Here is a 23,696-nt window from a genome sequence, read left to right on the forward strand (position 1 = left end):
TGGCCCTGTCACCGTTCTCGGTGTGAGAGTAGCCATCGTTGCGGAGTCATTCCTGCCCAACATGAACGGCGTCACCAACTCGGTACTACGCGTGCTCGAACACCTCGATCGCACTGGCCACGACGCCATGGTCATTGCGCCGGACACCGTCGGATCCGACACCTCTGCCGCCACCGAACACGAAGGCGTTCAGGTGGTTCGGGTGCCAGCCGTCATGGTGCCCAAAGTCAGTTCACTTCCCGTCGGCCTGCCGCAACCACGATTGACCACGGCCGTGCGGACCTTCGCGCCCGACGTCGTCCATCTGGCGTCACCGTTCCTGCTCGGCGCCGGGGGAGTGGCCGTCGCGAAGCGGCTCGGGATCCCGACCGTCGCGGTCTACCAGACCGACGTCGCCGGATTTGCCGAAAGCTACGGTCTCGGCGTCACCAGCCGCGCCGCGTGGGCGTGGACCCGTCGAATCCACAAGAGCTGCAACAGGACACTCGCGCCCTCCACGTCGGCAGTCGACGCCCTCGAAGAGCACGGCATTCCGCGCGTGCACCGATGGGCCCGCGGCGTCGACGCACAACGATTCGCGCCTTCGCGTCGTAGCTCGGTGTTGCGGCAGTCCTGGATCGGCGACAGCGACCGGTTGGTGGTCGGCTTCGTCGGTCGCCTCGCGCCCGAAAAGCACGTCGAACGATTGGCGGCCCTGGCCGGCGATCCCAGTGTGCAGATCGTCGTCGTCGGAGACGGCCCGGACCGCGAGAACCTACGACGACTGATGCCGGACGCGATCTTCACCGGACAACTCGGCGGTACCGCGCTGGCCGACGCCTATGCGAGCCTGGACGTATTCGTTCACCCCGGCGAGCACGAGACCTTCTGCCAGGCGGTCCAGGAAGCCCTCGCGAGCGGTGTGCCTGTCGTCGGACCGGACGCCGGCGGACCACGTGACCTGATCTCGCATTGCCGCAACGGCTACCTCCTGCCGACGGACAGGTTCACCGAACTCCTGCCAAGCGCCGTCGACGCACTTCGTCAGCGTGATCTGCGGGTGCAGTTCGGCTCCGCGGCGAGGCGCTCGGTGCTGCACCGGACCTGGCCGGCAATCTGCGAAGAGTTGCTCCGTCACTACGAGGACGTGCAGGGCCTCGGGCGGCGAACGGGTGCCAGAGCAGCCTGAACGCCCTCGCTGCCCGAGGGTTGGTAGCGTTTCGGGTGTGGCCACTACACACGGAACCCGAGCAACTCTCGAGAAGCAACCGCACGAAGTCGCGTCGATGTTCGACGACGTCGCGGAGCGATACGACCTCACCAACACCGTGCTGTCCTTCGGCCAGGACAAGGGTTGGCGCAAGGCCACCCGCGAAGCCCTCGATCTGAAGCCGGGCGAGAAGGTGCTCGACCTCGCCGCCGGAACCGGAGTCTCGACCGTCGAACTGGGGCGCTCCGGTGCCTGGTGCGTCGCCACCGACTTCTCCAAGGGCATGCTCAAGGCCGGAATCTCGCGCAAAGTTCCGATGGTCGCAGGTGACGCGATGTACCTGCCCTACGCCGACAACGTGTTCGACGCCGCGACGATTTCCTTCGGTCTGCGCAACGTCTCCGACTTCGAAGCCGGACTGCGTGAGATCGCCCGCGTCACCAAGCCGGGCGGACGTCTCGTCGTCAGCGAGTTCTCGACGCCCGTCTTCGGGCCCTTCCGCACGGTCTACATGGAATACCTCATGAAGGCGCTCCCGCAGGTCGCACGCACCGTCAGCAGCAACCCCGACGCCTACGTCTACCTCGCCGAATCGATCCGTGCCTGGCCGACCCAGGAAGAGTTGGCCCGCAAGATCGAGGCTGCCGGCTGGAAGAACGTCAAGTGGCGCAACCTCACCGGCGGCATCGTGGCGCTGCATTACGCCACTGCCTGAACTGCTGTGCGCCTTTATCAACCCCCGGCGGTTAATAAAGGCGCACAGCACTTGCTCAACCGAACAGCGGTCGGGAGTCGATCCTCCTCGACGCGGCCCCCGACGCCCGCCAGGCCTTCGCCGTCAGATCGGCGTCGGCGTCGGTGACGAGGTTCCCCATCACCCGAACGGCGACCGTCATCAGTGCCCGTGAGCGCATCGCGATCGGACCCGACGCGGGCAGGAACTGCGGAACCGTCAGCAGGCCTGCGAGCCGGCGCGCGACCGAGAACGCCTGCCCGTAGTGCTCCCGAAGCACGGTCGGCCACAGCTCCGTCAGATCGTCGGCGCCGAGCTGTTCGACCACCAGACGTCCGCCTTCGAGGCCGTAGTCGATGCCCTCACCGTTGAGCGGGTTCACACACGCTGCGGCGTCGCCGATCACGGCCCAGTTGCGTCCGGCGATGTTGGAAACGGCTCCACCCATGGGTAGCAAAGCCGAAGCGACGGAATGTATTTCGCTGCTCCACTGCCACTCGCTTCGGCGCTGATCGGTGTAGAGGTCCAGCAAGGGTCGCAGGGCACCTGGTGCCGGGCGCCTGGACGTCGCCAGTGTCCCGACGCCGATGTTCACCTCGCCGGTACCGAGCGGGAAGATCCAGCCGTACCCCGCCTGCAACGTGCCCTCCGCGTCCCGCAGTTCCAGATGCGAGGTGATCCACGGGTCGGCGCTGCGCGGCGTAGCGACGTACGCGCGTGCCGCGACGCCGTACGCGGTGTCCCGGTGCCACTGCCGTCCCAGCTTCTTGCCGAGCGTCGAGCGAACGCCGTCGGCGATGATCAGCGTCCGGCAACGAAGAGTGCTTCGTCCCGAGGGGCCGGCGAGTACGACGGCGGCTACTCGATCACCGTCGAGTTCGACGTCGACGGCCTTGGTGCCCTCGACCATGACCGCGCCCGATTCGACGGCGCACCGGCGAATGGCGTCGTCGAGTTCGGTGCGGGGGATCGCACTGCCGATCGGCGGGAACGACGTCCCTGGCCACTCGAGTTCGAGTTCTTGTCCGAAGCCGGATAACCGTAGTCCCTTGTTCGTCGTGTGTGACCGAACCCACTCGCCGAGGCCGAGGAGATCCAGTTCGGCTACGGCGCGCGGAGTGAGTCCATCACCACAAGTCTTGTCTCGCGGGAACACGGCAGCGTCCACCAGCACGACGTCTCGGCCGCTGCGGGCGGCCCATGCCGCGGCCGAAGAACCCGCGGGACCTGCGCCGATGACCACAATGTCGGTTTCGGTCGGAAGCGTATCGACGACGGGGGACTGCTCTTCTACGGACACACTCACATCTTCCCAGGCTCGCGATCGCCACCGTGGCGAGGCCGTCCCGAGTGCGAACCGCTAGGTTCACTACCGTGGGAACCGAGCCGTCACTGACGACAGGAATGGGTACTGACATCGTGAGCACCGAAAAGACTGCTGCCGACGCAACCGCATCGAGCACCGTCGTTGCAGGCATCGACCTGGGCGACGAACAGCTCGCCGCAGTAGTGCGTGGTGGACTCTCCGATGTCGAGGAGTTGTTGGTCAGCGAGCTGTCCGACGGCGAAGACTTCCTCACCGAGGCCGCGCTGCATCTCGCGCGAGCCGGGGGAAAGCGCTTCCGTCCGTTGTTCACGATCCTGACCGCGCAACTCGGACCGGTGCCGAACGATCCGTCGATCATCACCGCAGCGACTGTCACCGAACTCGTTCACCTGGCGACGCTCTATCACGACGACGTCATGGACGAGGCGTCCATGCGGCGCGGAGCACCCAGCGCCAACGCCCGCTGGGGAAACAGCGTCGCGATCCTGGCCGGCGACTATCTGTTCGCGCACGCATCACGCCTGGTGTCGACGCTCGGACCCGAGGCCGTTCGGATCATCGCCGAAACATTCGCCGAACTGGTCACCGGCCAGATGCGCGAGACGATCGGTGTCAAGAAGGAGCAGGATCCGGTCGAGCACTACCTCAAGGTCGTGTGGGAGAAGACCGGTTCGCTGATCGCTGCTTCGGGACGCTTCGGCGGCACCTTCTCCGGCGCCGACGCAGCTCACATCGAGCGCCTCGAGCGCCTGGGTGACGCCGTCGGCACCGCGTTCCAGATCTCCGACGACATCATCGACATCTCGTCCGTCTCGGCGCAGTCCGGCAAGACTCCGGGCACCGACCTGCGCGAGGGTGTCCACACCCTGCCCGTCCTGTACGCGTTCCGCGAAGAAGGGGCCGACGCAGATCGCCTGCGGGAGCTGCTCGCGGGCCCGGTTACCGAAGATGCCCTGGTAGAAGAAGCTCTCGAACTGCTCGAGCGTTCGCCGGGCATGGTCAAGGCGAAGGCAAAGCTGGGCGAGTATGCCGTCGCGGCGAAAGCTCAGTTGGCTGAGCTCCCGCAGGGACCGGCCAACGAAGCGCTCGTGCGTCTCGTCGATTACACGATCGAACGAGTCGGCTGACACCTCGGCGAATCGGGGCTACCGGGTGGAAACCCCGACAGTCACTGGGTGGGAACCCTGATGACCCTGTCCTTCGTTGACTGAACAGAACCGGTGCATACACCGGGGAGTTCGGGTGAGCCTTCGGCTCCAGCGAGGCAAGAGGTGAGCGGTTTGCACGGCTACGCGAACGGTGCGAAGACATTCGGCTTGTTGGTGGGGATGTCGGCGCTGATCGTCTTCATCGGCTCGCTGTTCAACAGCCCGTTCCTTCTGTGGGGATCCGTTCTGTTTGCCGTCGGCATGAATGCCTACGTGTACTTCAACAGCGACAAGCTGGCGCTTCGATCGATGCGCGCCCAGCCCATCACCGAGGTCGAGGCACCGGCGATCTACCGGATCGTGCGCGAACTCGCCACGACGGCGCACCAACCGATGCCCAGGCTGTACGTCAGCCCCACGAACGCCCCGAACGCGTTTGCCACCGGTCGTAGCCCTCGGCATGCCGCGGTGTGCGTGACCAGCGGCATCATGCAGATCCTGAACGAACGCGAACTGCGTGCCGTGCTCGGGCACGAACTCTCCCACGTCTACAACCGGGACATTTTGATCTCGTCCGTGGCCGGCGCGATGGCCAGCGTCATCTCTGGCCTGGCCAACTTCGCGATGTACGCGAGCATCTTCGGCGGCCGAGGGAACGGGCAGGGAAGCAATCCGATCGCGCTGCTGCTCGTCTCCCTACTGGGACCGATCGCGGCAACCGTGGTCAAGCTGGCCGTCTCGCGCTCTCGCGAGTACCAGGCGGATCAATCAGGAGCCGAGCTCACCGGTGACCCGCTCGCGTTGGCGTCGGCGCTGCGCAAGCTCGAGTCTGGCGTCGCAGCCGCGCCGTTGCCGCCTGAGCCCAAGCTCGCGGCGCAGTCCCACCTGATGATCGCCAACCCCTTCAGGGCGGGGGACAAGGTCAGCAAGCTGTTCTCGACGCATCCGCCCATGGCGGACCGGATCGAGCGTTTGGAGAAGATGGCGGGGATGTAGGGGCCTTCGGCCCCTGTGAGCCTTTCTGTTCGTCGGAACTACCAAAAAGGCGCACAGGGGCGCAGCCCCTACTACCGGTAGTTCACGAACTGCAGGGCGATCCCGAAGTCCTCACCCTTGAGCAGGGAGATGACGCCCTGGAGGTCGTCGCGCTTCTTGCTGCTCACACGAAGTTCCTCACCCTGGATCTGCGCCTTGACGCCCTTGGGGCCCTCGTCGCGAATCTTCTTGGTGATCTTCTTCGCGTTCTCGCTGCTGATGCCCTGGACCAAGGTTCCGGACAACTTGTAGATCTTTCCGGACTGCGCCGGCTCGCCGGCATCGAATGCCTTCAGCGAGATGTCGCGACGGATCAACTTCTCCTTGAACACGTCGAGGGCGGCCAGCAGTCGCTCCTCGGTGTCGGCGTTCAACGTGATCGTCTCTTCACCAGACCACTCGATCGACGCTCCCGTGTTTCGGAAGTCGAAACGCGTGGTCAACTCCTTGGCAGCCTGATGCAGGGCGTTGTCCACCTCTTGACGGTCAACCTTGCTCACCACGTCGAAGGACGAATCAGCCACTTCACACTCCCGCTTTCCGGTAGTTCACGAACATCGAGTTCCGCCCACCTTCCATACCGGTGGACACCTCGACGTTATCGGGTCGGCACCGCCCGTTACCACCCGGTTTGCAAAATGGGGGTGTGTTCGTTGTATTCTTCTCACCGCACCGAGGAAGCCGTTTTCGGCCGCCGCACGTCGCGATATACTTGCGAATGCGCCGGATCGAAGCCTGGTGCAAGCACGGCAGATTGCCCGAGCGGCCAATGGGAGCGGACTGTAAATCCGTCGGCTTATGCCTACGTAGGTTCGAATCCTACATCTGCCACACCAAGTCAGCCCCGATTCTTTTCGCGAGAGTCGGGGCTGACTTTTTTGTGCGTGTACCGAGGTCGAGCGCGCGTTGGCGACGCAGGCGCCGGCTTCGGCTCAGGGGTGTCGGGGGCTCAGGGCCTCGGGATGGGCACCGGGGGATGGTTTCAGGGGAGTGCAGGGTCGAGCTGGTTCCCGCAAAGCCCTCGCCAGCGGCCCCGATCGGTGCAACAATGGGCTCCGGCACCATTTTTGCCCCGATGACCAGCGGATTTGGTGCTGGCGCTCGTTCGTGTGTAATCTTTCGGAGGCTTCAAGAGAGCGGCAACGCGCTCCTGAGCCACGCCCCCTTAGCTCAGTCGGTAGAGCGTTTCCATGGTAAGGAAAAGGTCAACGGTTCGATTCCGTTAGGGGGCTCGCTGGATTGTGGTGCCGTGCTTTCCGCGCGACACTCGACACCGAGGCGGTGTAGCTCAGTTGGTAGAGCAAACGACTCATAATCGTTGCGTCGCCGGTTCAAGTCCGGTCACCGCTACACAATATGCATGATCCACCCTGATTGCTCGTAATCAGATACACCCGAAAGAAGGCATCCCGTGGCCTCCTCGACCGACGTTCGGCCCAAGATCACCTTGGCCTGCGAGGTATGCAAGCACCGCAACTACATCACCAAGAAGAATCGGCGCAACGACCCCGATCGCCTGGAGCTCAAGAAGTTCTGCCCCAACTGCGGAACCCACCAGTCGCATCGCGAGTCGAAGTAGTAAGTCCTTAACAGGACGACGATTTTCGCGGAAGACCCTCTCTGGGCCTGCGTCTTCGGGTCCTAGCTAGAAGAGAGTCTCACCGCGTGACAGATTTGCAAGAGAACCAGGCAGCGGCCGAGGTCCCTACGGACCCGGCCGCTCATGCCGTCCAGATGGTCGGTCACCACTATCGTGTCGAAGACTTCTACGAGGTCGGACGCGAGAAGGTGCGCGAGTTCGCTCGCGCCGTCCAGGACGCCCATCCCGCGCACTACGACGAGTCGGCAGCCAAGGGCCTCGGATACGACGGCCTGATCGCTCCCATCACGTTCGTCGCCATCGTGGGTGCCATTGCTCAGCGGCGTCTGTTCGAAGAGATCGTCACAGGCTACGACCTGAGTCAGATTCTTCAGACCGATCAGCGCTTGGTGCTGCACAAGCCCATGCAGGTCGGTGACCGACTCTTCTGCGACGTCTTCCTGGATTCGTTCAGGCAGGCCGCAGGTAGCGACATCATCGTGACCAAGAACATCATCACCGATCAGAACGACGAAGCAGTTGTCACCACGTGGACGACGCTTGTTGCTCGAACGGGTGGGGAAGTGGACGAGAACATCGCCCACGCAGTCAAGGACGTGATGATGCATGTCGCTTCGTAAATTTTCCGACGTGAGTGTCGGCGAACTTCTCCCCGAGAAGTCCGTCACCCTGACGCGTGGAAACCTCGCCAACTACGCGGGTGTTTCGGGAGATCCCAATCCGATTCACTTCAGTGACGAGGTCGCACGACTTGCCGGCTTGCCGGACGTCGTCGCGCACGGCATGCTCTCCATGGGCATCGGTGCCGGCTACGTTACCGAATGGCTGGGAGATCCGGGCGCAGTGACCGAGTACAACGTACGGTTCACGAGCCCGGTGATCGTGGCAGCCGACAAGGCTGCCGAGATCGAGTTCACCGCCAAGGTGAAGTCGATCGACGAAGAAAGCAAGACCGCAGTACTGGCAATTGTGGCCAAGTCCGAAGGTAAGAAGATCTTCGGTCGTGCCACTGCCACGGTCCGTCTAGCCTGATCGCAGGGCGGATTGTGTTTGTTCCGGGGCTTTGAAGTACACTGAGATTTCTGGGATTCCTCAGCGCTGCGCGCTGCCCTGAATGTTGCAAGACATTCACCTCGGGTAGCGCGTATGTTGTGTGATCGCAGAACGGTTGATTCAGGCAGGGTCTACCTGTCGAGGTCAACCAAAGGGGCGTAGCTCAACTGGCAGAGCAGCGGTCTCCAAAACCGCAGGTTGCAGGTTCAAGTCCTGTCGCCCCTGCCCCCGGATGCCAGCGACTGAGAGGAACGACGTGAGCGAGGAGCGCGCCAAGCGCGACGCCGACACTTCGGATGCGGAGACTTCACCGTCTGCCGATTCGACCGGTGTCGACGACACTGCAGCTGACGCGACTACGCGTTCCGATCTTTCGTTGGACAAGGACGGTGCCGAGAAGGCTCCCTCCGCATCCAGTGGGGTTTCCAACAAGCCGACCGGCAAGCGCGCTGCACGCGGCGCCTCGGTCAGCGCGTCCACCGTGAAGACTCCGGCCCGGACGGCATCCCGGACATCTTCGGCCAAGCCGACTGCAACGAACCCCGGCAAGAAGCCCAAGGCGAAGAAGGACAACATCTTCAAGCGCCTGCGCAAATTCTTCCGCGAGGTCATCGCAGAACTCCGTAAGGTCATCTGGCCGAACCGCAAGCAGATGATCACCTACACCAGCGTCGTGCTGACGTTCGTGGTCTTCATGGTCGCTTTCATCAGCGGCGTCGATATCGCTGTGATCAAGGGTGTCACCTGGCTGTTCGGCTGATCGCCGTAGCAGTCGGGCGTCTTTGCCTGCGAGCGCGACAAGACCCGACCCGGGTCCGAGTAACGAGAGGAAGCGAGTGCCCCAGTGAGCACCCCCGAGAACGACACGAATGAGGCTTTGGCCGAAGAGCGTGTTTCTGCCGAGGCGGCAGCCGAAGTAGACGTCGTGGTTGCCGAAGGCACCGATGCAGACGTTGCCGAAGGCACTGATGCAGACGCTGCAGCGACCGAGGACGTCATCTCCGACGATGCCGAGAACTCCGACGAGGCCGCTCCCGCCGCCGAGCTCGAGGTCGAGGATCCCGTTGCCGAACTCAAGGCTGCGCTGCGCCGCGCCCCGGGTGACTGGTACGTCATCCACTCGTACGCCGGTTACGAGAACAAGGTCAAGACCAACCTCGAGACTCGCGTTCAGAACCTCGATGTCGGCGACTACATCTTCCAGGTGGAAGTTCCCACCGAAGAGGTCACCGAGATCAAGAACGGCCAGCGCAAGCAGGTCAACCGCAAGGTTCTGCCCGGATACATCCTCGTTCGCATGGAGCTCAACGACGAGTCGTGGGGCGCCGTGCGCAACACGCCTGGTGTCACCGGTTTTGTCGGTGCCACGTCGCGTCCCTCGCCGCTGACCCTCAACGAGGTCGTCAAGTTCCTGCTCCCGCAGCAGGAGCAGAAGAAGCAGCAGGCTGCAGCGGCCGCCGTCGCAGCAGGCGAGGCACCGTCCGAGTCCTTCGGCAAGCCCCTCATCGAGGTCGACTTCGAGGTCGGCGAGTCGGTCACCGTCATGGACGGCCCGTTCGCAACCCTTCCGGCCAGCATCAGCGAGGTCAACGGCGAGCAGCAGAAGCTCAAGGTTCTCGTGTCGATCTTCGGTCGTGAAACCCCGGTTGAGCTCAACTTCAACCAGGTCGCGAAGATCTGACCACCCCAAAACTTGCAATTTGTTCGACGCAAGACACACACCCAAGCTAGAAACTAGGAACTAGAGATGCCCCCAAAGAAGAAGAAGCTCGCCGGGCTCATCAAGCTGCAGATCCAGGCAGGTCAGGCTAACCCTGCACCTCCCGTGGGTCCCGCACTCGGTCAGCACGGCGTGAACATCATGGAGTTCTGCAAGGCCTACAACGCGGCGACTGAGTCCCAGCGCGGCAACGTTGTGCCGGTCGAGATCTCGGTCTACGAAGACCGGACCTTCGATTTCAAGCTGAAGACCCCTCCCGCCGCCAAGCTGCTCCTCAAGGCAGCCGGCGTCGCCAAGGGCTCCGGCGAACCGCACAAGACCAAGGTTGCCTCGGTGACCATGGATCAGGTGCGCGAAATCGCGAAGACCAAGGCTGAAGACCTCAATGCCAATGACATCGAGCAGGCCGCGAAGATCATCGCCGGCACCGCTCGTTCCATGGGCATCACGGTCCAGGGCTGATAGTCCGCTCCACAGCATTACGTGGGAGGGCCGGCCAGGCCCCGACCACAACTGAACCATTCACCACTGCACAGGTAATTCGCTGCAGTGACAAGTAAGGACAGAACAAATGGCAAAGCGCAGCAAGGCGTACCTCGCCGCCGCTGAGAAGATCGACGCAGACAAGCTCTACAGCCCGCTTCAGGCTGCAAAGCTCGCCAAGGAGACGTCGTCCACCAAGATGGATGCAACCGTTGAGGTTGCAGTTCGTCTGGGCGTCGACCCCCGTAAGGCTGACCAGATGGTCCGCGGAACGGTCAACCTGCCCCACGGCACCGGTAAGACCGCTCGCGTCATCGTGTTCGCTGTTGGCGAGAAGGCAGCAGAAGCCGAGGCTGCAGGCGCTGACGTAGTCGGTGCAGAAGACCTGATCGAGCGCATCCAGGGTGGATGGGTCGATTTCGACGCCGCAATCGCGACTCCTGATCAGATGGCCAAGGTCGGCCGCATCGCCCGTGTCCTCGGACCGCGTGGCCTGATGCCGAACCCGAAGACGGGCACCGTTACGGCGGATGTCACCAAGGCTGTCAACGACATCAAGGGCGGAAAGATCAACTTCCGCGTCGACAAGCAGGCCAACCTGCACTTCGTCATCGGCAAGGCATCGTTCGACGATGAGAAGCTGGTGGAGAACTACGGCGCAGCCCTGGACGAGATCCTGCGTGCGAAGCCCTCGTCGGCCAAGGGTCGCTACGTGAAGAAGATCACGGTCTCGACCACCACCGGTCCGGGCATCCCGGTGGATCCGAACCGTACTCGCAACCTCCTCGAGGATGCTGCAGACGCGTAAGCAGTCCGCATACGAACAAGAAGGCCGGCAGGGATCACTCCCTGCCGGCCTTCTTGTCTGTGTCGGGAGGGCCTGCCTCTGCCGGTGGTATCGGTCCAACGGTGGTATCGATCCAACGGTGGCATCATCGGGGTATGCACGAAGCGTTCCAGTTCCTCGGAAACTTTTGGTGGCTGATCTTCGTTTTCGGCGGCACCATCGGTGGGGCGCTGAAGGGTGTCGCGGTTGCCAACGAAAGGCGGATCGAGCGCCGGCAAGAGCGCTTCCGGCTCAAGCAGCAGACCAAGGTCGCCATCGCGCAGGCCAACGCACAACATCACGCCGACGAAGAAACACAGCGCCGAGAGCTGGCCAAGGCAATCGAGCAGCACGATGCGGTCGACGCCCGATGGTTCTCGTATGAGCTCGATCCGGTCACACTGCTCGACACCCCGATGATGACGGACATGCGCGAGCCTTTGACCGCCGATTTTCATCGAGCCAAATATCGTGCCGATCTGCTTCGCCCAGGCAATCCGGAGACGATGATCGGCAACCAGCAGGCACAAACCGAGTACCGCGAGGCGGTGCACGCTTACTCGATCGCCTTCGAAATCGCGGAAGCTGAGGCGAAGCGCCGCCGACGGAGCGGATTCACCCTCGACGAACAGGAGCGCCTGGTACGGGCGCAACGTCTGCTGCGACTGGCCATGGACGAGGGCGCGACGCCACAGGAACGTCAGAGTGCGTACCGGAAGGCCCACAAGGAACTCGATGGACTGCTGGTGTTGCCGGACCGAGCTCGGGCAGCAATCGAACACAAGATCGCCAGGGCTATCGGTGCTTGAAGGAATCGGGTGCGTGACGAACCCGATTTGGTTGTGCAGCGAGCAGTCAGGTAGTCTTCGAGGCGGAGTTCAGTGCTGGATATGAACTTCACCCCAAAATCATGTTCTACCCAAGACCGTTGGTGATTGCACTCAGTGATGGGTGTGGTTGAAAGTCCGGGAGTGCCCGGCGGCCCACGTAGGTGAACGAGGTAGGGGGATAGCTTGATGTAGTGGTTCTACAGTTTGCTTGGTTATGCACTGCCTCGCTTTGCATCGTTACGCTGATTCGTAAGCCTCTTCTTCATGTTTCCTCTGTACGCCCCGTGCGCTTGCGCCGGGGCGTTTTGCATGTCGCGGACTGTGTCTTCTCGGGTTCACCCCGATGAGGTGCAGCGGTTCCTGAGTGGGACAACGACTGTCACGAGAGGAGGCGAAGTATGGCAAAGCCTGAGAAGGTTTCCGCAGTTGCGGAAATCACCGAGCAGTTCAAGGGTTCGACCGCCGCTGTGGTCACGGAATACCGTGGCCTTTCGGTTGGCAACATCACGACACTGCGACGCGCTCTCGGAGAAGGTGCCACCTACTCCGTCGCCAAGAACACCCTGGTCAAGCGTGCCGCCGCAGAGGCTGGCATCGAGGGCCTTGATGACCTGTTCGTTGGTCCGACCGCCATTGCATTCATCAAGGGCGAACCGGTCGACGCTGCGAAGGCTCTGAAGAACTTCGCTAAGGACAACAAGGCGCTCATCATCAAGGGCGGCTACATGGACGGCGCTGCGCTGTCCGTGGAAGAGGTCAACAAGATCGCGGATCTCGAATCCCGCGAAATCCTGTTGGCAAAGCTTGCCGGCGCGATGAAGGGCAACTTGGCGAAGGCCGCAGGCCTGTTCAATGCTCCCGCTTCGCAGATGGCCCGTCTGGCCGCTGCCCTGCAGGAGAAGAAGGCTGCAGAAGGCGGAGCCGCAGAGGCCCCCGCAGAGGCTGCCACCGAGGCTCCGGCCGAGGCCGAAGCCGAAAGCTGATCCGCACCCGCGCATCACTGCTATAACCCCGCCCGGTCGCGGATCAGCGACATGGGACTTACAGGAAGGACCGCCACAATGGCGAAGCTCAGCACCGAAGAGTTGTTGGACCAGTTCAAGGAGCTCACCCTCCTCGAGCTCTCGGAGTTCGTTAAGGCATTCGAGGAGACCTTCGAGGTCACCGCTGCTGCTCCCGTCGCCGTCGCCGCTGCAGGCGCACCGGCTGCCGGCGCAGAAGCTGCTGAAGAGCAGGACGAGTTCGACGTCGTCCTCGAGTCGGCTGGCGACAAGAAGATCCAGGTCATCAAGGTCGTCCGTGAGGTCGTTTCCGGCCTCGGCCTGAAGGAAGCCAAGGACCTCGTCGAGAGCGCTCCGAAGGCCATCCTCGAGAAGGTTGCCAAGGACGCCGCAGAGGCTGCCAAGGAAAAGCTCGAAGCTGCCGGCGCAAAGATCGTCATCAAGTAAGACGGTTTTCCCGCTGCTCTTCGCGAGTAGTAACGAAGAGGGCCACTCCCCACGGGGAGTGGCCCTCTTTTTTTGAACTTTTTTCGCGGGTGATATGCCGGAATTCATGCAGGTGGGAGGGGTGTCCGAACTAGGCTGTGATCTGAATTATGCTTCTTCCCTACTCGTTAGTAGTATTCGCAGTCACGGGTACCACTCCCATGCGATAGAGTGACCCAACCCACACGGGTGCATGCATGCAACGGACGTCGCGGAGGTAATGGTGGGAGTCGAGGTAGCGGTACAAGGACTGACAAAGTCTTTCGGGTCGCAGAGGATTTGGCAGGACGTGTCGTTGACACTTCCCGCGGGTGAGGTCAGCGCACTGCTCGGGCCTTCGGGTACCGGTAAGTCGGTGTTCCTGAAGTCCCTGATCGGACTGCTCCGCCCTGAACAAGGCTCCATCGTCATCGACGGCACGGACATCCTGCAGTGCTCCTCCAAGGAGCTCTACGAGATCCGCAAGCTGTTCGGCGTTCTCTTCCAGGACGGCGCACTGTTCGGCTCGATGAACTTGTACGACAACATCGCCTTCCCGCTTCGTGAGCACACCAAGAAGTCGGAATCCGATATCCGCAAGATCGTGATGGAGAAGTTGGACCTCACGGGTCTGGTCGGCGCCGAGGACAAGCTTCCCGGTGAGATCTCCGGCGGTATGCGCAAGCGTGCCGGTCTGGCGCGTGCACTCGTTCTCGATCCCGAGATCATCCTCGTCGACGAGCCCGACTCCGGTCTGGATCCGGTGCGTACGACGTACATCAGCCAAACGCTGATCGACATCAACGCCCAGTCGGACGCGACGATTCTGATCGTCTCGCACAACATCAACCTCGCACGCACGGTGCCGGACAACATCGGCATGCTCTTCCGTCGTCAGTTGGTGATGTTCGGTCCTCGTGAGGTGCTGCTCACCTCGGACGAGCCCGTCGTCAAGCAGTTCCTCAACGGAACGATGATCGGTCCGATCGGTATGTCGGAGGAGAAGGACGAGGCTCAGATGGCGCACGAGCAGGCGCTCGTCGACGCCGGTCACCACGCCGGTGGTGTCGACGACGTCGAGGGCATCGTGCCGCAGATGAAGGCCACCCCCGGAAACCCGGAGCGTCAGGCTGTTCGTCGTCGCCAGGAGCGCGTCCGTCAGATCATGCACACCCTCCCAGCTAACGCACAGGCGGCGATTCAGGACAGCCTCGACGAGGTTGACGGAACTGGGCAGTACGATCCCCAGTACGCCGAAGCGAGCGGCTATCAGGGGGAGTGGAACGACAACTCGCAAGACACGCAGGTCATTCCTGCATACGAGGGCGATCCCTACGGAAACACGACACACGGGCAAGGGTAGGCATATCGGATGGGGGTTACCCGCAACTCGGTTCTGAGTCCGGTCAACGGAGCATTAACTCAGGCCGGAAACATCGTCGAACTGTTTGTCGACGTCGTCAGGAATACGTTCCGGCGTCCATTTCAGTTCCGTGAGTTCATCGAGCAGGCCTGGTTCATCGCCAGCGTGACAATTTTGCCGACGGCATTGGTAGCCATCCCTTTCGGCGCCGTCGTCTCACTGCAGACCGGTTCGCTGATCAAGCAGTTGGGTGCAGAATCGTTCACCGGCGCTGCCAGCGTCCTGGCGGTGATCCAGCAGGGTAGCCCCCTGGTGACAGCGTTGCTGGTCGCCGGTGCGGCCGGATCGGCCGTGACGGCCGATCTCGGTTCTCGAACCATCCGTGAAGAGATCGACGCGATGGAAGTCCTCGGAATCAATCCGATTCAGCGCCTGGTGGTTCCGCGTGTCCTCGCGATGGTGCTGATCGCTGTTCTGCTCAACGGACTGGTGTCCGTCGTCGGTATCGCGGGTGGTTACTTCTTCAACGTGATCCTGCAGGGCGGTAACCCCGGTGCCTACATCTCGTCGTTCTCAGCTTTTGCGCAGCTACCGGACATTTGGAGCGGTGAGATCAAAGCCGCGGTGTTCGGTGTCATCGCTGGTGTGATCTCCGCGTACAAGGGACTCCACCCGTCCGGTGGCCCGAAGGGCGTCGGTGAGGCGGTGAACCAGGCCGTCGTCATCACGTTCCTGCTGTTGTTCTTCGCCAATCTGATTCTGACGATGGTGTACCTCCAGATCGTGCCGGCGAAGGGATCTTGACCTAAATGACCATCGCACGAGGCCGCGGCGATCAGTTCCTGCTGAAGAGTCGCAAAGTAGCCAGAATTCCAGTGAACGCGTTGGACCGCGCGGGCGAGCAGATGTCGTTCTACGCGCGCGCCATCGCGTGGACCCCGCGCACCCTGCATCGGTATCGGAAGGAGACGCTTCGACTACTCGCCGAAGTGACCTTCGGTAGCGGTGCGCTCGCGGTGATCGGCGGAACCATCGGCGTCATCGCGATGATGTCCGGATTCACGGGTGTCGTCGTCGGCCTCCAGGGCTTCGCCGCTCTGGAGCAGTTGGGTAGCTCGGTCCTGACCGGCTTCCTCTCCGCATACGTCAACACCCGTGAGATCGCTCCGATCGTTGCGGCTCTTGCGCTCTCGGCCACGGTTGGTTGTGGCTTCACCGCCCAACTCGGTGCCATGCGAATCTCCGAAGAGATCGACGCGCTCGAGGTCATGGCAGTTCCGTCGGTGCCGTTCCTGGTCACGACGCGCATGATCGCCGGCTTCGTCGCCGTCATCCCGCTGTACATCGTGGGTCTGCTTGCGGCGTACCTCGCCTCGAGAGTGATCAGCACGGTCTTCAACGGGCAATCAACGGGTTCCTACGACCACTACTTCAACCTGTTCCTGCCACCGCAGGACGTGCTGTATTCGTTTGCGAAAGTCCTGGTATTCGCCTTCGTGCTGATCCTGATCCACTGCTACTACGGGTTCCATGCCTCAGGTGGTCCCGCAGGTGTCGGCGTGGCCGTCGGCCGCGCTGTTCGCGCCGCAATCGTGACGATCGCCGTTCTCGACTTCTTCCTCAGCCTCGCAATCTGGGGCACCACGACGACAGTGAGGGTGGCCGGATGATCGAGGCTCCGTCAGTCCTGCGCCGCCGTGTGCTCGGACTCGTGTTCTTCGTGGTGTTGGCATTGTTCCTGGCCTTCACCATCGGAACCTTCAACAAGACGTTCAAGGACGTCGTGAAGATCGACCTCGTGACCGACACAGTCGGAAATGCGTTGCCACCCAACGCGGACGTCAAGGTCCGTGGGCTGCTGGTCGGCGAGGTGCGATCCGCGTCGACGAAAGACGGCCAGGTCACCTCGGTCCTCGCGATCGAGCCGGACAAGGCTGATCTGATTCCGTCCAACGTCACGGCGCGTCTGCTCCCGAAGACGCTTTTCGGTGAGCGCTACGTCTCCCTGATCATTCCGGAGGGAACCACCGCGACCCCGATTTCCGCGGGAACGGTGATCCACCAGGACAAGAGCGGCAATGCTGTCGAGGTCGGCGACGTTCTGGACGGACTGCTCCCACTTCTGCAGGCGATTCCGCCGCAGGATCTGGCGAACACGCTCGGTTCTCTCGCGCAGGGTCTGACGGGACGCGGCGCCGAGCTCGGTCTGACGGTCGATCGTCTCGAGGAGATCTTCCGCGGCGTCAATACCGAACTGCCCGCGGTGCAAGAGGATCTGCGCAAGTTCGCGGACTTCTCCCAGACGTACTCGGACGCTGCGCCCGATCTGATCAACGCTCTCGACAATCTGCGGACCACGGGTAACACGGTGGTGCAGAAGCAGGACCAGTTGCGGACACTGCTGGCGTCGCTCACCGTGACATCGTCTGACACCGCAGCCTTCCTCGAAGCGAACTCGTCCTCGATCATCACGCTCGCTGCGGATTCGAAGGAAGCTCTCCAGCTTCTGGCCCAGTACTCTCCGACCTTCGGGTGCACGTTCAAGGGCTTCTCGGACACCGCTCCGGAAGCTGCCAAGATCCTGTCCACCGACGCGCCCAATCCTGGTGTGCGTGCGAGTATTCAGATCGTGAACCCCAAGGGTCGCTACCTGCCCAACCAAGACGAGCCACGGCTCGTCGACAACCGCGGCCCGGTTTGCTACGACAACGTCACCGAGCCCGGTCGTCCGTTCCCGCAGTACCCCGGCGGTTCGTACGGTGACGGTTCCTACCAGGTTCCTTCCCGCAATCCAGGTCCCGCCACCATGGAATTCCTGCCTGCACCCGAGGGCTCCGGACCTCAGTTGTTCTCGACCAACAACAGCGGTCCGGCTCAGCAGGCCGGCTACGCGGGCTCGAAACTCGAAGAGGATACGTTGAAGGTGATCTACGGACAGGCCAACGGTGTTGCGCCGGACGATGTTCCGGCGTGGACCACGATGGTCAGCGCTCCGGCATTCGCAGGTGCGGAGGTGAGCGTCCAATGAGAGGACTCGCAGCTCCGCTGACAAAGCTCATCATCTTCGTTGTGGTGACGGTCCTGGCGACAGGACTGCTGGCAGCCAGTATCGCCAACCTCGGCGGCGGTGGCGGCACCAAGTTCAACGCCGTCTTCTCCGACGTCACTTCGTTGAACGAGGGCGACGAGGTTCGCATTGCCGGTGTTCGTGTCGGCCAGGTCGAGAAGATTGCCATCGTCAACGACAACCAGGCCGAGGTCCAGTTCTCGGTATCCGACCGTGATTGGTTGCCGGCCAGTTCCATCGCCACCATCCGGTTCCGCAACCTGGTGGGGCAGCGGTACATCTCGCTCTCGCAGGGTGAAGGCAGCCAAGGCAAGAAGATCACCGGCGGCGATACCCTGCCGCTGTCTCAGACGCGCCCGGCAGTCAACCTCACGACACTCTTCAACGGCTTCAAGCCGCTGTTCACCACCCTGAGCGCGGACGACGTCAACAAGCTGTCGTACCAGATCATCCAGGTCTTCCAAGGCGAATCGGGCACCATCAGTGAGCTCGTGCGCAACACCGCGAGCCTGACCAACACCGTCGCGGACAAGGACGCGGTCATCGGCGCGGTGATCAAGAACCTCAACGACGTTCTCGACACCGTCAACGCGAACGACAAGAACCTCGATTCACTGATCGTCAACACCCAGCAACTCGTCACCGGGTTGGCCAACGAGCGTGGGGTGGTCGGTTCGGCCGTCACCTCACTCGCCGGCCTGACCGACGCGACGGCAGACCTGCTCGAGCCGACGCGGCCGTCGATTCAGGGCTCGATCACGGCACTCAACACGCTGGCGACCACACTCAATCGTCGGAGTGACGACGTCAACGCGGTGCTCGAGACCTTGCCGGTCAAGCTCGAGAAGCTCGCACGCGTAGCGAGCTACGGTTCCTGGTTCCAGTTCTATCTGTGCGGAATCGACATCGTTGCCGGTCCAGGACAGTCTGCCTCGCTGAATCTGCCCACCGGCCTGCCGACGGTCAATCAGCCGATTTACACCAACGCGGCCACGCGATGCACTCAAGACGGTATGAGGGAGTTGCAAGGTCGATGAGTAAACGTCGCAGTCCGGCAATGGCCGGAGCCATCGGTATCTTCGTGGTGCTGCTGGCCACTTTGTCCGCGTTCTTCCTCGATTCGCTTCCGTTCGTGGGAGCAGGCTCGTCCTACTCCGCCGAGTTCTCCGAAGCCGCGGGTCTCAAGCCTGGTAACGAGGTTCGTATCGCCGGCGTGAAGGTCGGCAAGGTCACTTCCGTCGATCTCGACGGTGACCGTGTTCTCGTCGACTTCAAGGTCAGTGACGCGTGGGTGGGAGATCAAACCTCTGCGTCCATTCAGATCAAGACCATTCTGGGACAGAAGTACCTCGCACTAGATCCGCGCGGAACCGACAACCTCGATCCCAAGGATCGGATTCCGCTCGAGCGCACCACCTCTCCGTACGACGTCGTTCAGGCCTTCTCGGCCGCGGCAGACACAGTCGGCGACATCGACACCGACCAGTTGGCGAAGAGCATGGAGACGTTGTCCCAGGCATTTTCCGAGACACCTGGCGATGTCCGCGCTTCGCTCGACGGTGTCAGTCGGCTGTCGCAGACGATCGCGAGCCGCGATCAGGACTTGCAGAAGCTCTTCGCCGCCACCGGGAAGACGTCGCAGATTCTTGCTGACCGCAACAAGGAATTCACCCAGCTGATCCGAGACGGCGGACTTTTGGTGCAGGAACTCAACAATCGCCAGCAAGCGATTTCGCAGCTGCTCACCGGAACTCAGCGCGTCTCTCAGCAGCTCACCGGTCTCGTTCGTGACAACGAGGCGGCAATCGGGCCGGCGCTGACGCAGCTCAACGGCGTCATCGACATCTTGAAGGCCAACAACGAGAACTTGGACAAGGCACTGAAGCTCTACGAACCCTTCATTCGCTTGTACGCCAACGTGGTCGGCAACGGCCGTTGGTTCGACCAGGTCGTCGTGAACCTCCTTCCGCCGGGTCTGCCGGACATTCCGGGCTACCGTGACCCCGTTCGTACGTTGGGAGGCAACTGATGGCTGATACTGCCGAAGCCGGAAGCGGCTCCAAGAAGCGCTCGGTCGCGATCATCGCCGCTGTTCTGATCGGGTTACTCGTAATCGGTGGCGCGCTGTGGTGGGTGTTCACTCGCGCCGGTACCACCAAGATCACCGCCTACTTCGACAAGTCGGTGGGTATCTACGACGGTTCCGACGTTCGTGTTCTCGGTGTCAAGGTCGGCACCGTCGAATCCGTCGAACCCCAGGGAGATCAGGTCAAGGTCGAGCTGCGTGTCGATCGTGGGATCGACATTCCCGCGGGTGCCAGTGCCGCTCAGATCACGCCGTCGGTGGTTGCCGACCGCTACATCCAGCTGACACCGGTCTTCACCGGCGGCGACAAGATGGCCAGCGGTGCAGTAATTCCGATCGAGAAGACGGCGACGCCTGTCGAGGTCGACCAGTTGTACTCCAGCATCGACGAACTCGCGTCGGCTCTCGGTCCTGAAGGTGCCAACAAGAACGGAGCACTGTCCGATTTCGTCGAGACAGGTGCGGCCAACCTCGAGGGCAACGGTGAAGCGTTGGGAGACAGCATCACCAACCTCTCGGATGCCGCACGGACGCTCAACGATTCGCGTGACAACATCTCGCTCACCATCAAGAACCTGGATACTTTTGTGGGCGCTCTCGCGGCCAACGATCAGCAGGTGCGCCAGTTCAACACGCAGTTGTCGGACCTGACCGGATTCCTGGCAGGTGAGCGCGACGATCTCGGTGCCGCTCTGAACCAGCTCTCGATTGCGCTCGGCGACGTCGCGAAGTTCGTGGCCGACAACCGCGATCAACTGGTCCAGACAACCGAAGGTCTCGTCGAACCGACACAGACATTGGCGAACAACAAGGAAGCACTGGCCAACACGCTCACCATGCTTCCGCTGGCGATCTCCAACTTGGTCAACTCGTACGACGCCGAATCAGGTGTGCTGGCTTCACGTCTGGCGTTCCCTGATCTTCAGAACCCGGCCGGCGTGCTCTGCAAGTTGATGGACCTCGGCAAGCTGTTGCCCGGTGATCCGCGGTTCGAGGCATTGGGAAGGCAGATGCAACCGGCTATCGACCAGTGCGCAAACGTCGCTGCGATGACCGACGCAGCCAATCAGGCTGCAGGCCTGAACCTTCCCTTCGGCATCCTTGCCGGTTCCGAACGACAGATGCAGGTAGTTCCGGGCACTGTGCCCGGCGTCGTGTCACCGCGACTGACCAGTGGAAACGGGGAGGGCGAGTGAAGCGTTCATTGATAGTCGGCGCCGGATTGTGCGCCGTCCTGATCTCGGCAACCGCCTGCTCGTCCGAGGGGATCTACGCTGTCCCGCTTCCCGGCGGTCCTGACGTGGGTTCCGATCCGATGCACTTGACCATTCAGTTCGACGACGTGCTCGACTTGGTTCCGCAGTCCGCTGTGAAGGTCGACGGCGTTCCCGTCGGTCGAGTCGACGACGTGTCGGTCGGACCGGACGGATGGACCGCGGACGTGGGCATCATCCTCGACTCGTCGGTTGATCTGCCCGCCAACGCAATTGCCGCGGTCGAGCAGACCAACCTGCTCGGCGAGAAGTTCATCCAGCTGTCGGCCCCGCCGTCCGGACCGGACTCTGCGAAGCTGGCCGACGGTGACCTCATTCCGCTGGATCACACTCGCCACGCCACGGAGATCGAGCAGGTTCTCGGCGCATTGTCGCTGCTGCTCAACGGCGGCGGTGTGGGCCAGTTGCAGCCCATCGTCGAAGAACTCGGTGCCGCGTTCGACGGTCGCGAAGGCAAGACGAGAAGTCTTCTGGAGCAGGCGAACACACTCATCGGTGGACTCAACGAGCAGCGTGACGACATCACACGCGCGCTCGACGGCCTGGATGTGCTCTCGACTCGCGTCAACGATCAGAACGAGAAGATCGGGAAGATTCTCGAGGAACTCCCCGTTGCGACACAGGTTCTCAACGAGCAGCGTCCGCAGCTGACGCAGATGCTCGCTCAGGTGGATCGACTCGGAACAGTGGGAACCGACGTCCTCACGCAGTCCAAGGACGATCTGATCGCTGATCTTCAGGCTCTGCGTCCGACGCTGCAGGCGCTCGCAGACTCCGGTGACGACTTCGTGGGGGCACTTCCGTTCCTCCCGACGTTCCCGTTCCCGGACGGTGTCGAGAAAATTGCACAGGGTGGTTCCGTCAACCTCTTCCTGAGTGTCGACCTGCAGATCGGCAATACACTCTCGGGTCTCGGTGTCGGGCAGGGAGAACCGGAATACCGCCAGCCCAAGTTCGGCAATCCCAAGCCGGTGGTCGACCCCTCCAACCCGTACTACAACGGCAACGGGCCGCGACCGGGGTGGCCGACAGTGTCACTGCTGCCGATCGCTCCGATCCTGCCGCAGGTTCCCGTTGTCGCCGGCCTTCCCGCCACAACAGCGGGTGACCCGGCAACGCCGGCGCCCGCGGCGAACCCACTCAACCCCATCCAGGGAATGCTGGAACAGTTCGGAATCGGCGGTGATGGACAGTGAGATCAGCTCTGGTCAGATGGCAGCTCGTCGGCTTTGTCGTGGTTGCGCTCCTGGGTCTCATCTACGTCGGCGCCAAGTACGTGCGCCTGGACAACCTCATGGGGTTCGGTCAGTACACGGTCAAGACCGAATTGGCCACGTCCGGTGGAATTTTCACCAACGCCGAGGTGACGTATCGCGGCGTGCCGGTCGGGCGAGTGGGCGACATGTCGTTGACCGAGGACGGAATTCAGGTCGACCTGAAGATCGACAACAGTGCTCCGGAGATTCCCGCGTCGGCCCGTGCCGTCGTGGCCAACCGCTCCGCCATCGGTGAGCAGTACGTCGACCTTCAGCCCGATACCGACCAGGGACCGTTTCTCGAGGACGGCTCGGTGATCGCGGTGGGGGACACCACAACTCCGATCCCGATCGAGGATGTGCTGACCAGTGCCAACGGCTTGGTCAAGTCCGTGCCCGTCGACGCGCTCCACACCGTCGCCGTCGAACTCGGTGCAGCGTTCAACGGCAAGGGCGAGGACATTCAGGTCCTGGCCGATTCGCTGTCCGGCCTCTCGCAGTCCGGGCTCGACACTCTGCCTCAGACGCTCGCGCTGATTCGGAACAGTGAGACGGTACTGACGACGCAGTCGGATCAGTCCTCCGCGATCAAGCAGTTCAGTACCGATCTCGATGCTGTCACGGCGCAGTTGCGGACCAGTGATCCGGACATCCGTCGCTTGATCGACAACGGCATCCCGGCCAGCGATCAGATCGGTGCCCTCATCAACGAGGCGGGCCCGAGCCTGACGACTGACCTGACCAATCTTGCCGCGACCACCAAGACGCTTGCGCCGCGAACGATCGCGCTGCAGCCGTTCCTGATCTTCCTTCCCGGTCTGGCCGCTGCCGCACCGACGGTTGCTCCCGGCGACGGAACGGTCCATCTGGGCTTGGTGCTGGAGACCAACAATCCGCTCTCGTGCACGGTGGGTTACGAAGGCACCATGGCGATCCTGGACGAGATGAAGCGTCAGAATCCCAATTTCGACGACACCCAGCAGGACTTCCCGCTCAACACCGCCGCGTCGTGTGAGACGCCGCTGGGCAGCGAGACGGGCGTCCGCAGTGCCAACCGCGTGGTGTACGCCGATCCCGACACGATCCAGCCTTGGGACTTCAAGCCGAAGGTCGATCCGGACAAGTTGAACCTCAACCCGATCGCGACGCAGTTGGCGCCGTTGCTCGGAGTGACACCGAAGTAGACCGATCCGAATGTGGTCGAGTTTGTGCAGTTCAGGCTACTGAGTTGTGGCAGTTG

General features: G+C 62.3%; 25 protein-coding genes and 4 tRNA genes. 27 read left to right on the top strand and 2 right to left on the bottom strand.

The genetic code is table 11. The features are described from left to right. Positions 1-22 precede the first annotated feature (22 nt). Both M1L53_RS13030 and M1L53_RS13035 read left to right on the top strand, forming a co-directional pair. Positions 23-1,168: a glycosyltransferase family 1 protein gene (locus M1L53_RS13030; protein WP_197523597.1), complete on the top strand. Its 1,146-nt coding sequence runs from the start codon at positions 23-25 to the stop codon at positions 1,166-1,168. Between the two features lie 37 nt (positions 1,169-1,205). Further along, a complete protein-coding gene (locus tag M1L53_RS13035; RefSeq protein ID WP_003941879.1) occupies positions 1,206-1,904 on the top strand; it encodes a demethylmenaquinone methyltransferase in 699 nt (232 codons plus the stop codon). A gap of 55 nt (positions 1,905-1,959) precedes the next feature. Here M1L53_RS13035 and M1L53_RS13040 read toward each other — a convergent pair whose 3' ends face one another. After that, entirely contained in the window at positions 1,960-3,222 is a 1,263-nt protein-coding gene (locus tag M1L53_RS13040) for a geranylgeranyl reductase family protein (RefSeq protein WP_370852755.1), read from the bottom strand. A 104-nt stretch (positions 3,223-3,326) separates the two neighbouring features. Between M1L53_RS13040 and M1L53_RS13045 the strand changes: the two genes are divergently transcribed. Further along, on the top strand, positions 3,327-4,376 hold the full coding sequence (locus M1L53_RS13045; protein ID WP_037129929.1) for a polyprenyl synthetase family protein: 1,050 nt from the start codon (positions 3,327-3,329) through the stop codon (positions 4,374-4,376). Between the two features lie 153 nt (positions 4,377-4,529). Further along, positions 4,530-5,393, top strand: a complete 864-nt coding sequence (htpX, locus tag M1L53_RS13050; protein ID WP_007728460.1) for a zinc metalloprotease HtpX — start codon at positions 4,530-4,532, stop codon at positions 5,391-5,393. A gap of 71 nt (positions 5,394-5,464) precedes the next feature. Here htpX and M1L53_RS13055 read toward each other — a convergent pair whose 3' ends face one another. After that, positions 5,465-5,956 carry a YajQ family cyclic di-GMP-binding protein gene (locus tag M1L53_RS13055; protein WP_003941854.1) on the bottom strand — a complete coding sequence of 164 codons (492 nt, stop codon included), beginning with the start codon at positions 5,954-5,956 and terminating at the stop codon, positions 5,465-5,467. A 224-nt stretch (positions 5,957-6,180) separates the two neighbouring features. Here M1L53_RS13055 and M1L53_RS13060 point away from each other — a divergent pair. The 23 genes from M1L53_RS13060 (at position 6,181) to M1L53_RS13170 (ending at position 23,640) form a co-directional block, all read left to right on the top strand. Beyond that, positions 6,181-6,263 (top strand) — tRNA-Tyr (locus M1L53_RS13060). Between the two features lie 328 nt (positions 6,264-6,591). Further along, positions 6,592-6,664, top strand: a tRNA-Thr gene (locus tag M1L53_RS13065). Positions 6,665-6,709: 45 nt separating this feature from the next. Beyond that, positions 6,710-6,782: transfer RNA gene (locus tag M1L53_RS13070), tRNA-Met, on the top strand. Positions 6,783-6,843: 61 nt separating this feature from the next. Continuing rightward, on the top strand, positions 6,844-7,011 hold the full coding sequence (gene rpmG / locus M1L53_RS13075) for a 50S ribosomal protein L33 (RefSeq protein ID WP_003941903.1): 168 nt from the start codon (positions 6,844-6,846) through the stop codon (positions 7,009-7,011). Between the two features lie 86 nt (positions 7,012-7,097). Next, a complete protein-coding gene (gene hadA / locus M1L53_RS13080) occupies positions 7,098-7,652 on the top strand; it encodes a (3R)-hydroxyacyl-ACP dehydratase subunit HadA (protein WP_019744315.1) in 555 nt (184 codons plus the stop codon). Beyond that, complete coding sequence (gene hadB, locus M1L53_RS13085; protein WP_003941909.1) at positions 7,639-8,064, top strand: (3R)-hydroxyacyl-ACP dehydratase subunit HadB; 426 nt, start codon at positions 7,639-7,641, stop codon at positions 8,062-8,064. The genes hadA and hadB overlap by 14 nt, the downstream gene beginning before the upstream one ends. A gap of 173 nt (positions 8,065-8,237) precedes the next feature. Beyond that, positions 8,238-8,310: transfer RNA gene (locus M1L53_RS13090), tRNA-Trp, on the top strand. A gap of 31 nt (positions 8,311-8,341) precedes the next feature. After that, positions 8,342-8,845 carry a preprotein translocase subunit SecE gene (gene secE, locus M1L53_RS13095; protein ID WP_003942030.1) on the top strand — a complete coding sequence of 168 codons (504 nt, stop codon included), beginning with the start codon at positions 8,342-8,344 and terminating at the stop codon, positions 8,843-8,845. A gap of 84 nt (positions 8,846-8,929) precedes the next feature. After that, the gene (gene nusG, locus M1L53_RS13100) at positions 8,930-9,766 is read left to right on the top strand and encodes a transcription termination/antitermination protein NusG (RefSeq protein ID WP_003942049.1); all 837 of its coding nucleotides are present in this window, start codon (positions 8,930-8,932) and stop codon (positions 9,764-9,766) included. A gap of 66 nt (positions 9,767-9,832) precedes the next feature. After that, the gene (gene rplK / locus M1L53_RS13105; RefSeq protein WP_003941896.1) at positions 9,833-10,267 is read left to right on the top strand and encodes a 50S ribosomal protein L11; all 435 of its coding nucleotides are present in this window, start codon (positions 9,833-9,835) and stop codon (positions 10,265-10,267) included. Positions 10,268-10,376: 109 nt separating this feature from the next. Next, a complete protein-coding gene (gene rplA / locus M1L53_RS13110) occupies positions 10,377-11,096 on the top strand; it encodes a 50S ribosomal protein L1 (protein ID WP_003941982.1) in 720 nt (239 codons plus the stop codon). Between the two features lie 134 nt (positions 11,097-11,230). Beyond that, positions 11,231-11,923, top strand: coding sequence for a hypothetical protein (locus M1L53_RS13115; protein WP_042453090.1), 693 nt, complete (start codon positions 11,231-11,233; stop codon positions 11,921-11,923). A gap of 419 nt (positions 11,924-12,342) precedes the next feature. Continuing rightward, positions 12,343-12,927, top strand: a complete 585-nt coding sequence (gene rplJ, locus M1L53_RS13120) for a 50S ribosomal protein L10 (RefSeq protein ID WP_003942074.1) — start codon at positions 12,343-12,345, stop codon at positions 12,925-12,927. Between the two features lie 78 nt (positions 12,928-13,005). Next, positions 13,006-13,392 carry a 50S ribosomal protein L7/L12 gene (gene rplL, locus M1L53_RS13125; RefSeq protein ID WP_003941857.1) on the top strand — a complete coding sequence of 129 codons (387 nt, stop codon included), beginning with the start codon at positions 13,006-13,008 and terminating at the stop codon, positions 13,390-13,392. A 259-nt stretch (positions 13,393-13,651) separates the two neighbouring features. Continuing rightward, the gene (locus tag M1L53_RS13130) at positions 13,652-14,773 is read left to right on the top strand and encodes an ABC transporter ATP-binding protein (RefSeq protein WP_007728450.1); all 1,122 of its coding nucleotides are present in this window, start codon (positions 13,652-13,654) and stop codon (positions 14,771-14,773) included. Between the two features lie 9 nt (positions 14,774-14,782). After that, entirely contained in the window at positions 14,783-15,577 is a 795-nt protein-coding gene (locus M1L53_RS13135; protein ID WP_003942038.1) for an ABC transporter permease, read from the top strand. A gap of 5 nt (positions 15,578-15,582) precedes the next feature. Continuing rightward, positions 15,583-16,443, top strand: a complete 861-nt coding sequence (locus M1L53_RS13140) for an ABC transporter permease (protein WP_003941894.1) — start codon at positions 15,583-15,585, stop codon at positions 16,441-16,443. Next, positions 16,440-17,801 carry an MCE family protein gene (locus M1L53_RS13145; RefSeq protein ID WP_003942007.1) on the top strand — a complete coding sequence of 454 codons (1,362 nt, stop codon included), beginning with the start codon at positions 16,440-16,442 and terminating at the stop codon, positions 17,799-17,801. Before M1L53_RS13140 ends, M1L53_RS13145 begins: the two co-directional genes overlap by 4 nt. Beyond that, complete coding sequence (locus tag M1L53_RS13150) at positions 17,798-18,877, top strand: MCE family protein (protein WP_003941932.1); 1,080 nt, start codon at positions 17,798-17,800, stop codon at positions 18,875-18,877. The genes M1L53_RS13145 and M1L53_RS13150 overlap by 4 nt, the downstream gene beginning before the upstream one ends. Beyond that, complete coding sequence (locus M1L53_RS13155; RefSeq protein WP_003942053.1) at positions 18,874-19,869, top strand: MCE family protein; 996 nt, start codon at positions 18,874-18,876, stop codon at positions 19,867-19,869. Before M1L53_RS13150 ends, M1L53_RS13155 begins: the two co-directional genes overlap by 4 nt. Further along, the gene (locus M1L53_RS13160; RefSeq protein ID WP_003941941.1) at positions 19,869-21,122 is read left to right on the top strand and encodes an MCE family protein; all 1,254 of its coding nucleotides are present in this window, start codon (positions 19,869-19,871) and stop codon (positions 21,120-21,122) included. The genes M1L53_RS13155 and M1L53_RS13160 overlap by 1 nt, the downstream gene beginning before the upstream one ends. Continuing rightward, a complete protein-coding gene (locus tag M1L53_RS13165) occupies positions 21,119-22,396 on the top strand; it encodes an MCE family protein (RefSeq protein WP_054187818.1) in 1,278 nt (425 codons plus the stop codon). The genes M1L53_RS13160 and M1L53_RS13165 overlap by 4 nt, the downstream gene beginning before the upstream one ends. Continuing rightward, the gene (locus M1L53_RS13170; RefSeq protein ID WP_047268908.1) at positions 22,393-23,640 is read left to right on the top strand and encodes an MCE family protein; all 1,248 of its coding nucleotides are present in this window, start codon (positions 22,393-22,395) and stop codon (positions 23,638-23,640) included. Before M1L53_RS13165 ends, M1L53_RS13170 begins: the two co-directional genes overlap by 4 nt. The last annotated feature ends 56 nt before the right edge of the window (positions 23,641-23,696 follow it).

The organism is Rhodococcus sp. T9N, assembly GCF_024436645.1.
Classification (GTDB): Bacteria; Actinomycetota; Actinomycetes; order Mycobacteriales; family Mycobacteriaceae; genus Rhodococcus_F; species Rhodococcus_F qingshengii.

What these genes read in the sequence shown, in the direction of transcription:
- rplK (WP_003941896.1), top strand. Translation starts at nt 9,833, where the DNA reads ATGCCCCCAAAGAAGAAGAAGCTCGCCGGGCTCATCAAGCTGCAGATC.
- M1L53_RS13130 (WP_007728450.1), top strand. Translation starts at nt 13,652, where the DNA reads ATGGTGGGAGTCGAGGTAGCGGTACAAGGACTGACAAAGTCTTTCGGG.
- M1L53_RS13160 (WP_003941941.1), top strand. Translation starts at nt 19,869, where the DNA reads ATGGCTGATACTGCCGAAGCCGGAAGCGGCTCCAAGAAGCGCTCGGTC.
- M1L53_RS13150 (WP_003941932.1), top strand. Translation starts at nt 17,798, where the DNA reads ATGAGAGGACTCGCAGCTCCGCTGACAAAGCTCATCATCTTCGTTGTG.
- M1L53_RS13135 (WP_003942038.1), top strand. Translation starts at nt 14,783, where the DNA reads ATGGGGGTTACCCGCAACTCGGTTCTGAGTCCGGTCAACGGAGCATTA.
- M1L53_RS13115 (WP_042453090.1), top strand. Translation starts at nt 11,231, where the DNA reads ATGCACGAAGCGTTCCAGTTCCTCGGAAACTTTTGGTGGCTGATCTTC.
- M1L53_RS13145 (WP_003942007.1), top strand. Translation starts at nt 16,440, where the DNA reads ATGATCGAGGCTCCGTCAGTCCTGCGCCGCCGTGTGCTCGGACTCGTG.
- M1L53_RS13140 (WP_003941894.1), top strand. Translation starts at nt 15,583, where the DNA reads ATGACCATCGCACGAGGCCGCGGCGATCAGTTCCTGCTGAAGAGTCGC.
- rplA (WP_003941982.1), top strand. Translation starts at nt 10,377, where the DNA reads ATGGCAAAGCGCAGCAAGGCGTACCTCGCCGCCGCTGAGAAGATCGAC.
- M1L53_RS13045 (WP_037129929.1), top strand. Translation starts at nt 3,327, where the DNA reads ATGGGTACTGACATCGTGAGCACCGAAAAGACTGCTGCCGACGCAACC.
- hadB (WP_003941909.1), top strand. Translation starts at nt 7,639, where the DNA reads ATGTCGCTTCGTAAATTTTCCGACGTGAGTGTCGGCGAACTTCTCCCC.
- rplJ (WP_003942074.1), top strand. Translation starts at nt 12,343, where the DNA reads ATGGCAAAGCCTGAGAAGGTTTCCGCAGTTGCGGAAATCACCGAGCAG.
- M1L53_RS13155 (WP_003942053.1), top strand. Translation starts at nt 18,874, where the DNA reads ATGAGTAAACGTCGCAGTCCGGCAATGGCCGGAGCCATCGGTATCTTC.
- rplL (WP_003941857.1), top strand. Translation starts at nt 13,006, where the DNA reads ATGGCGAAGCTCAGCACCGAAGAGTTGTTGGACCAGTTCAAGGAGCTC.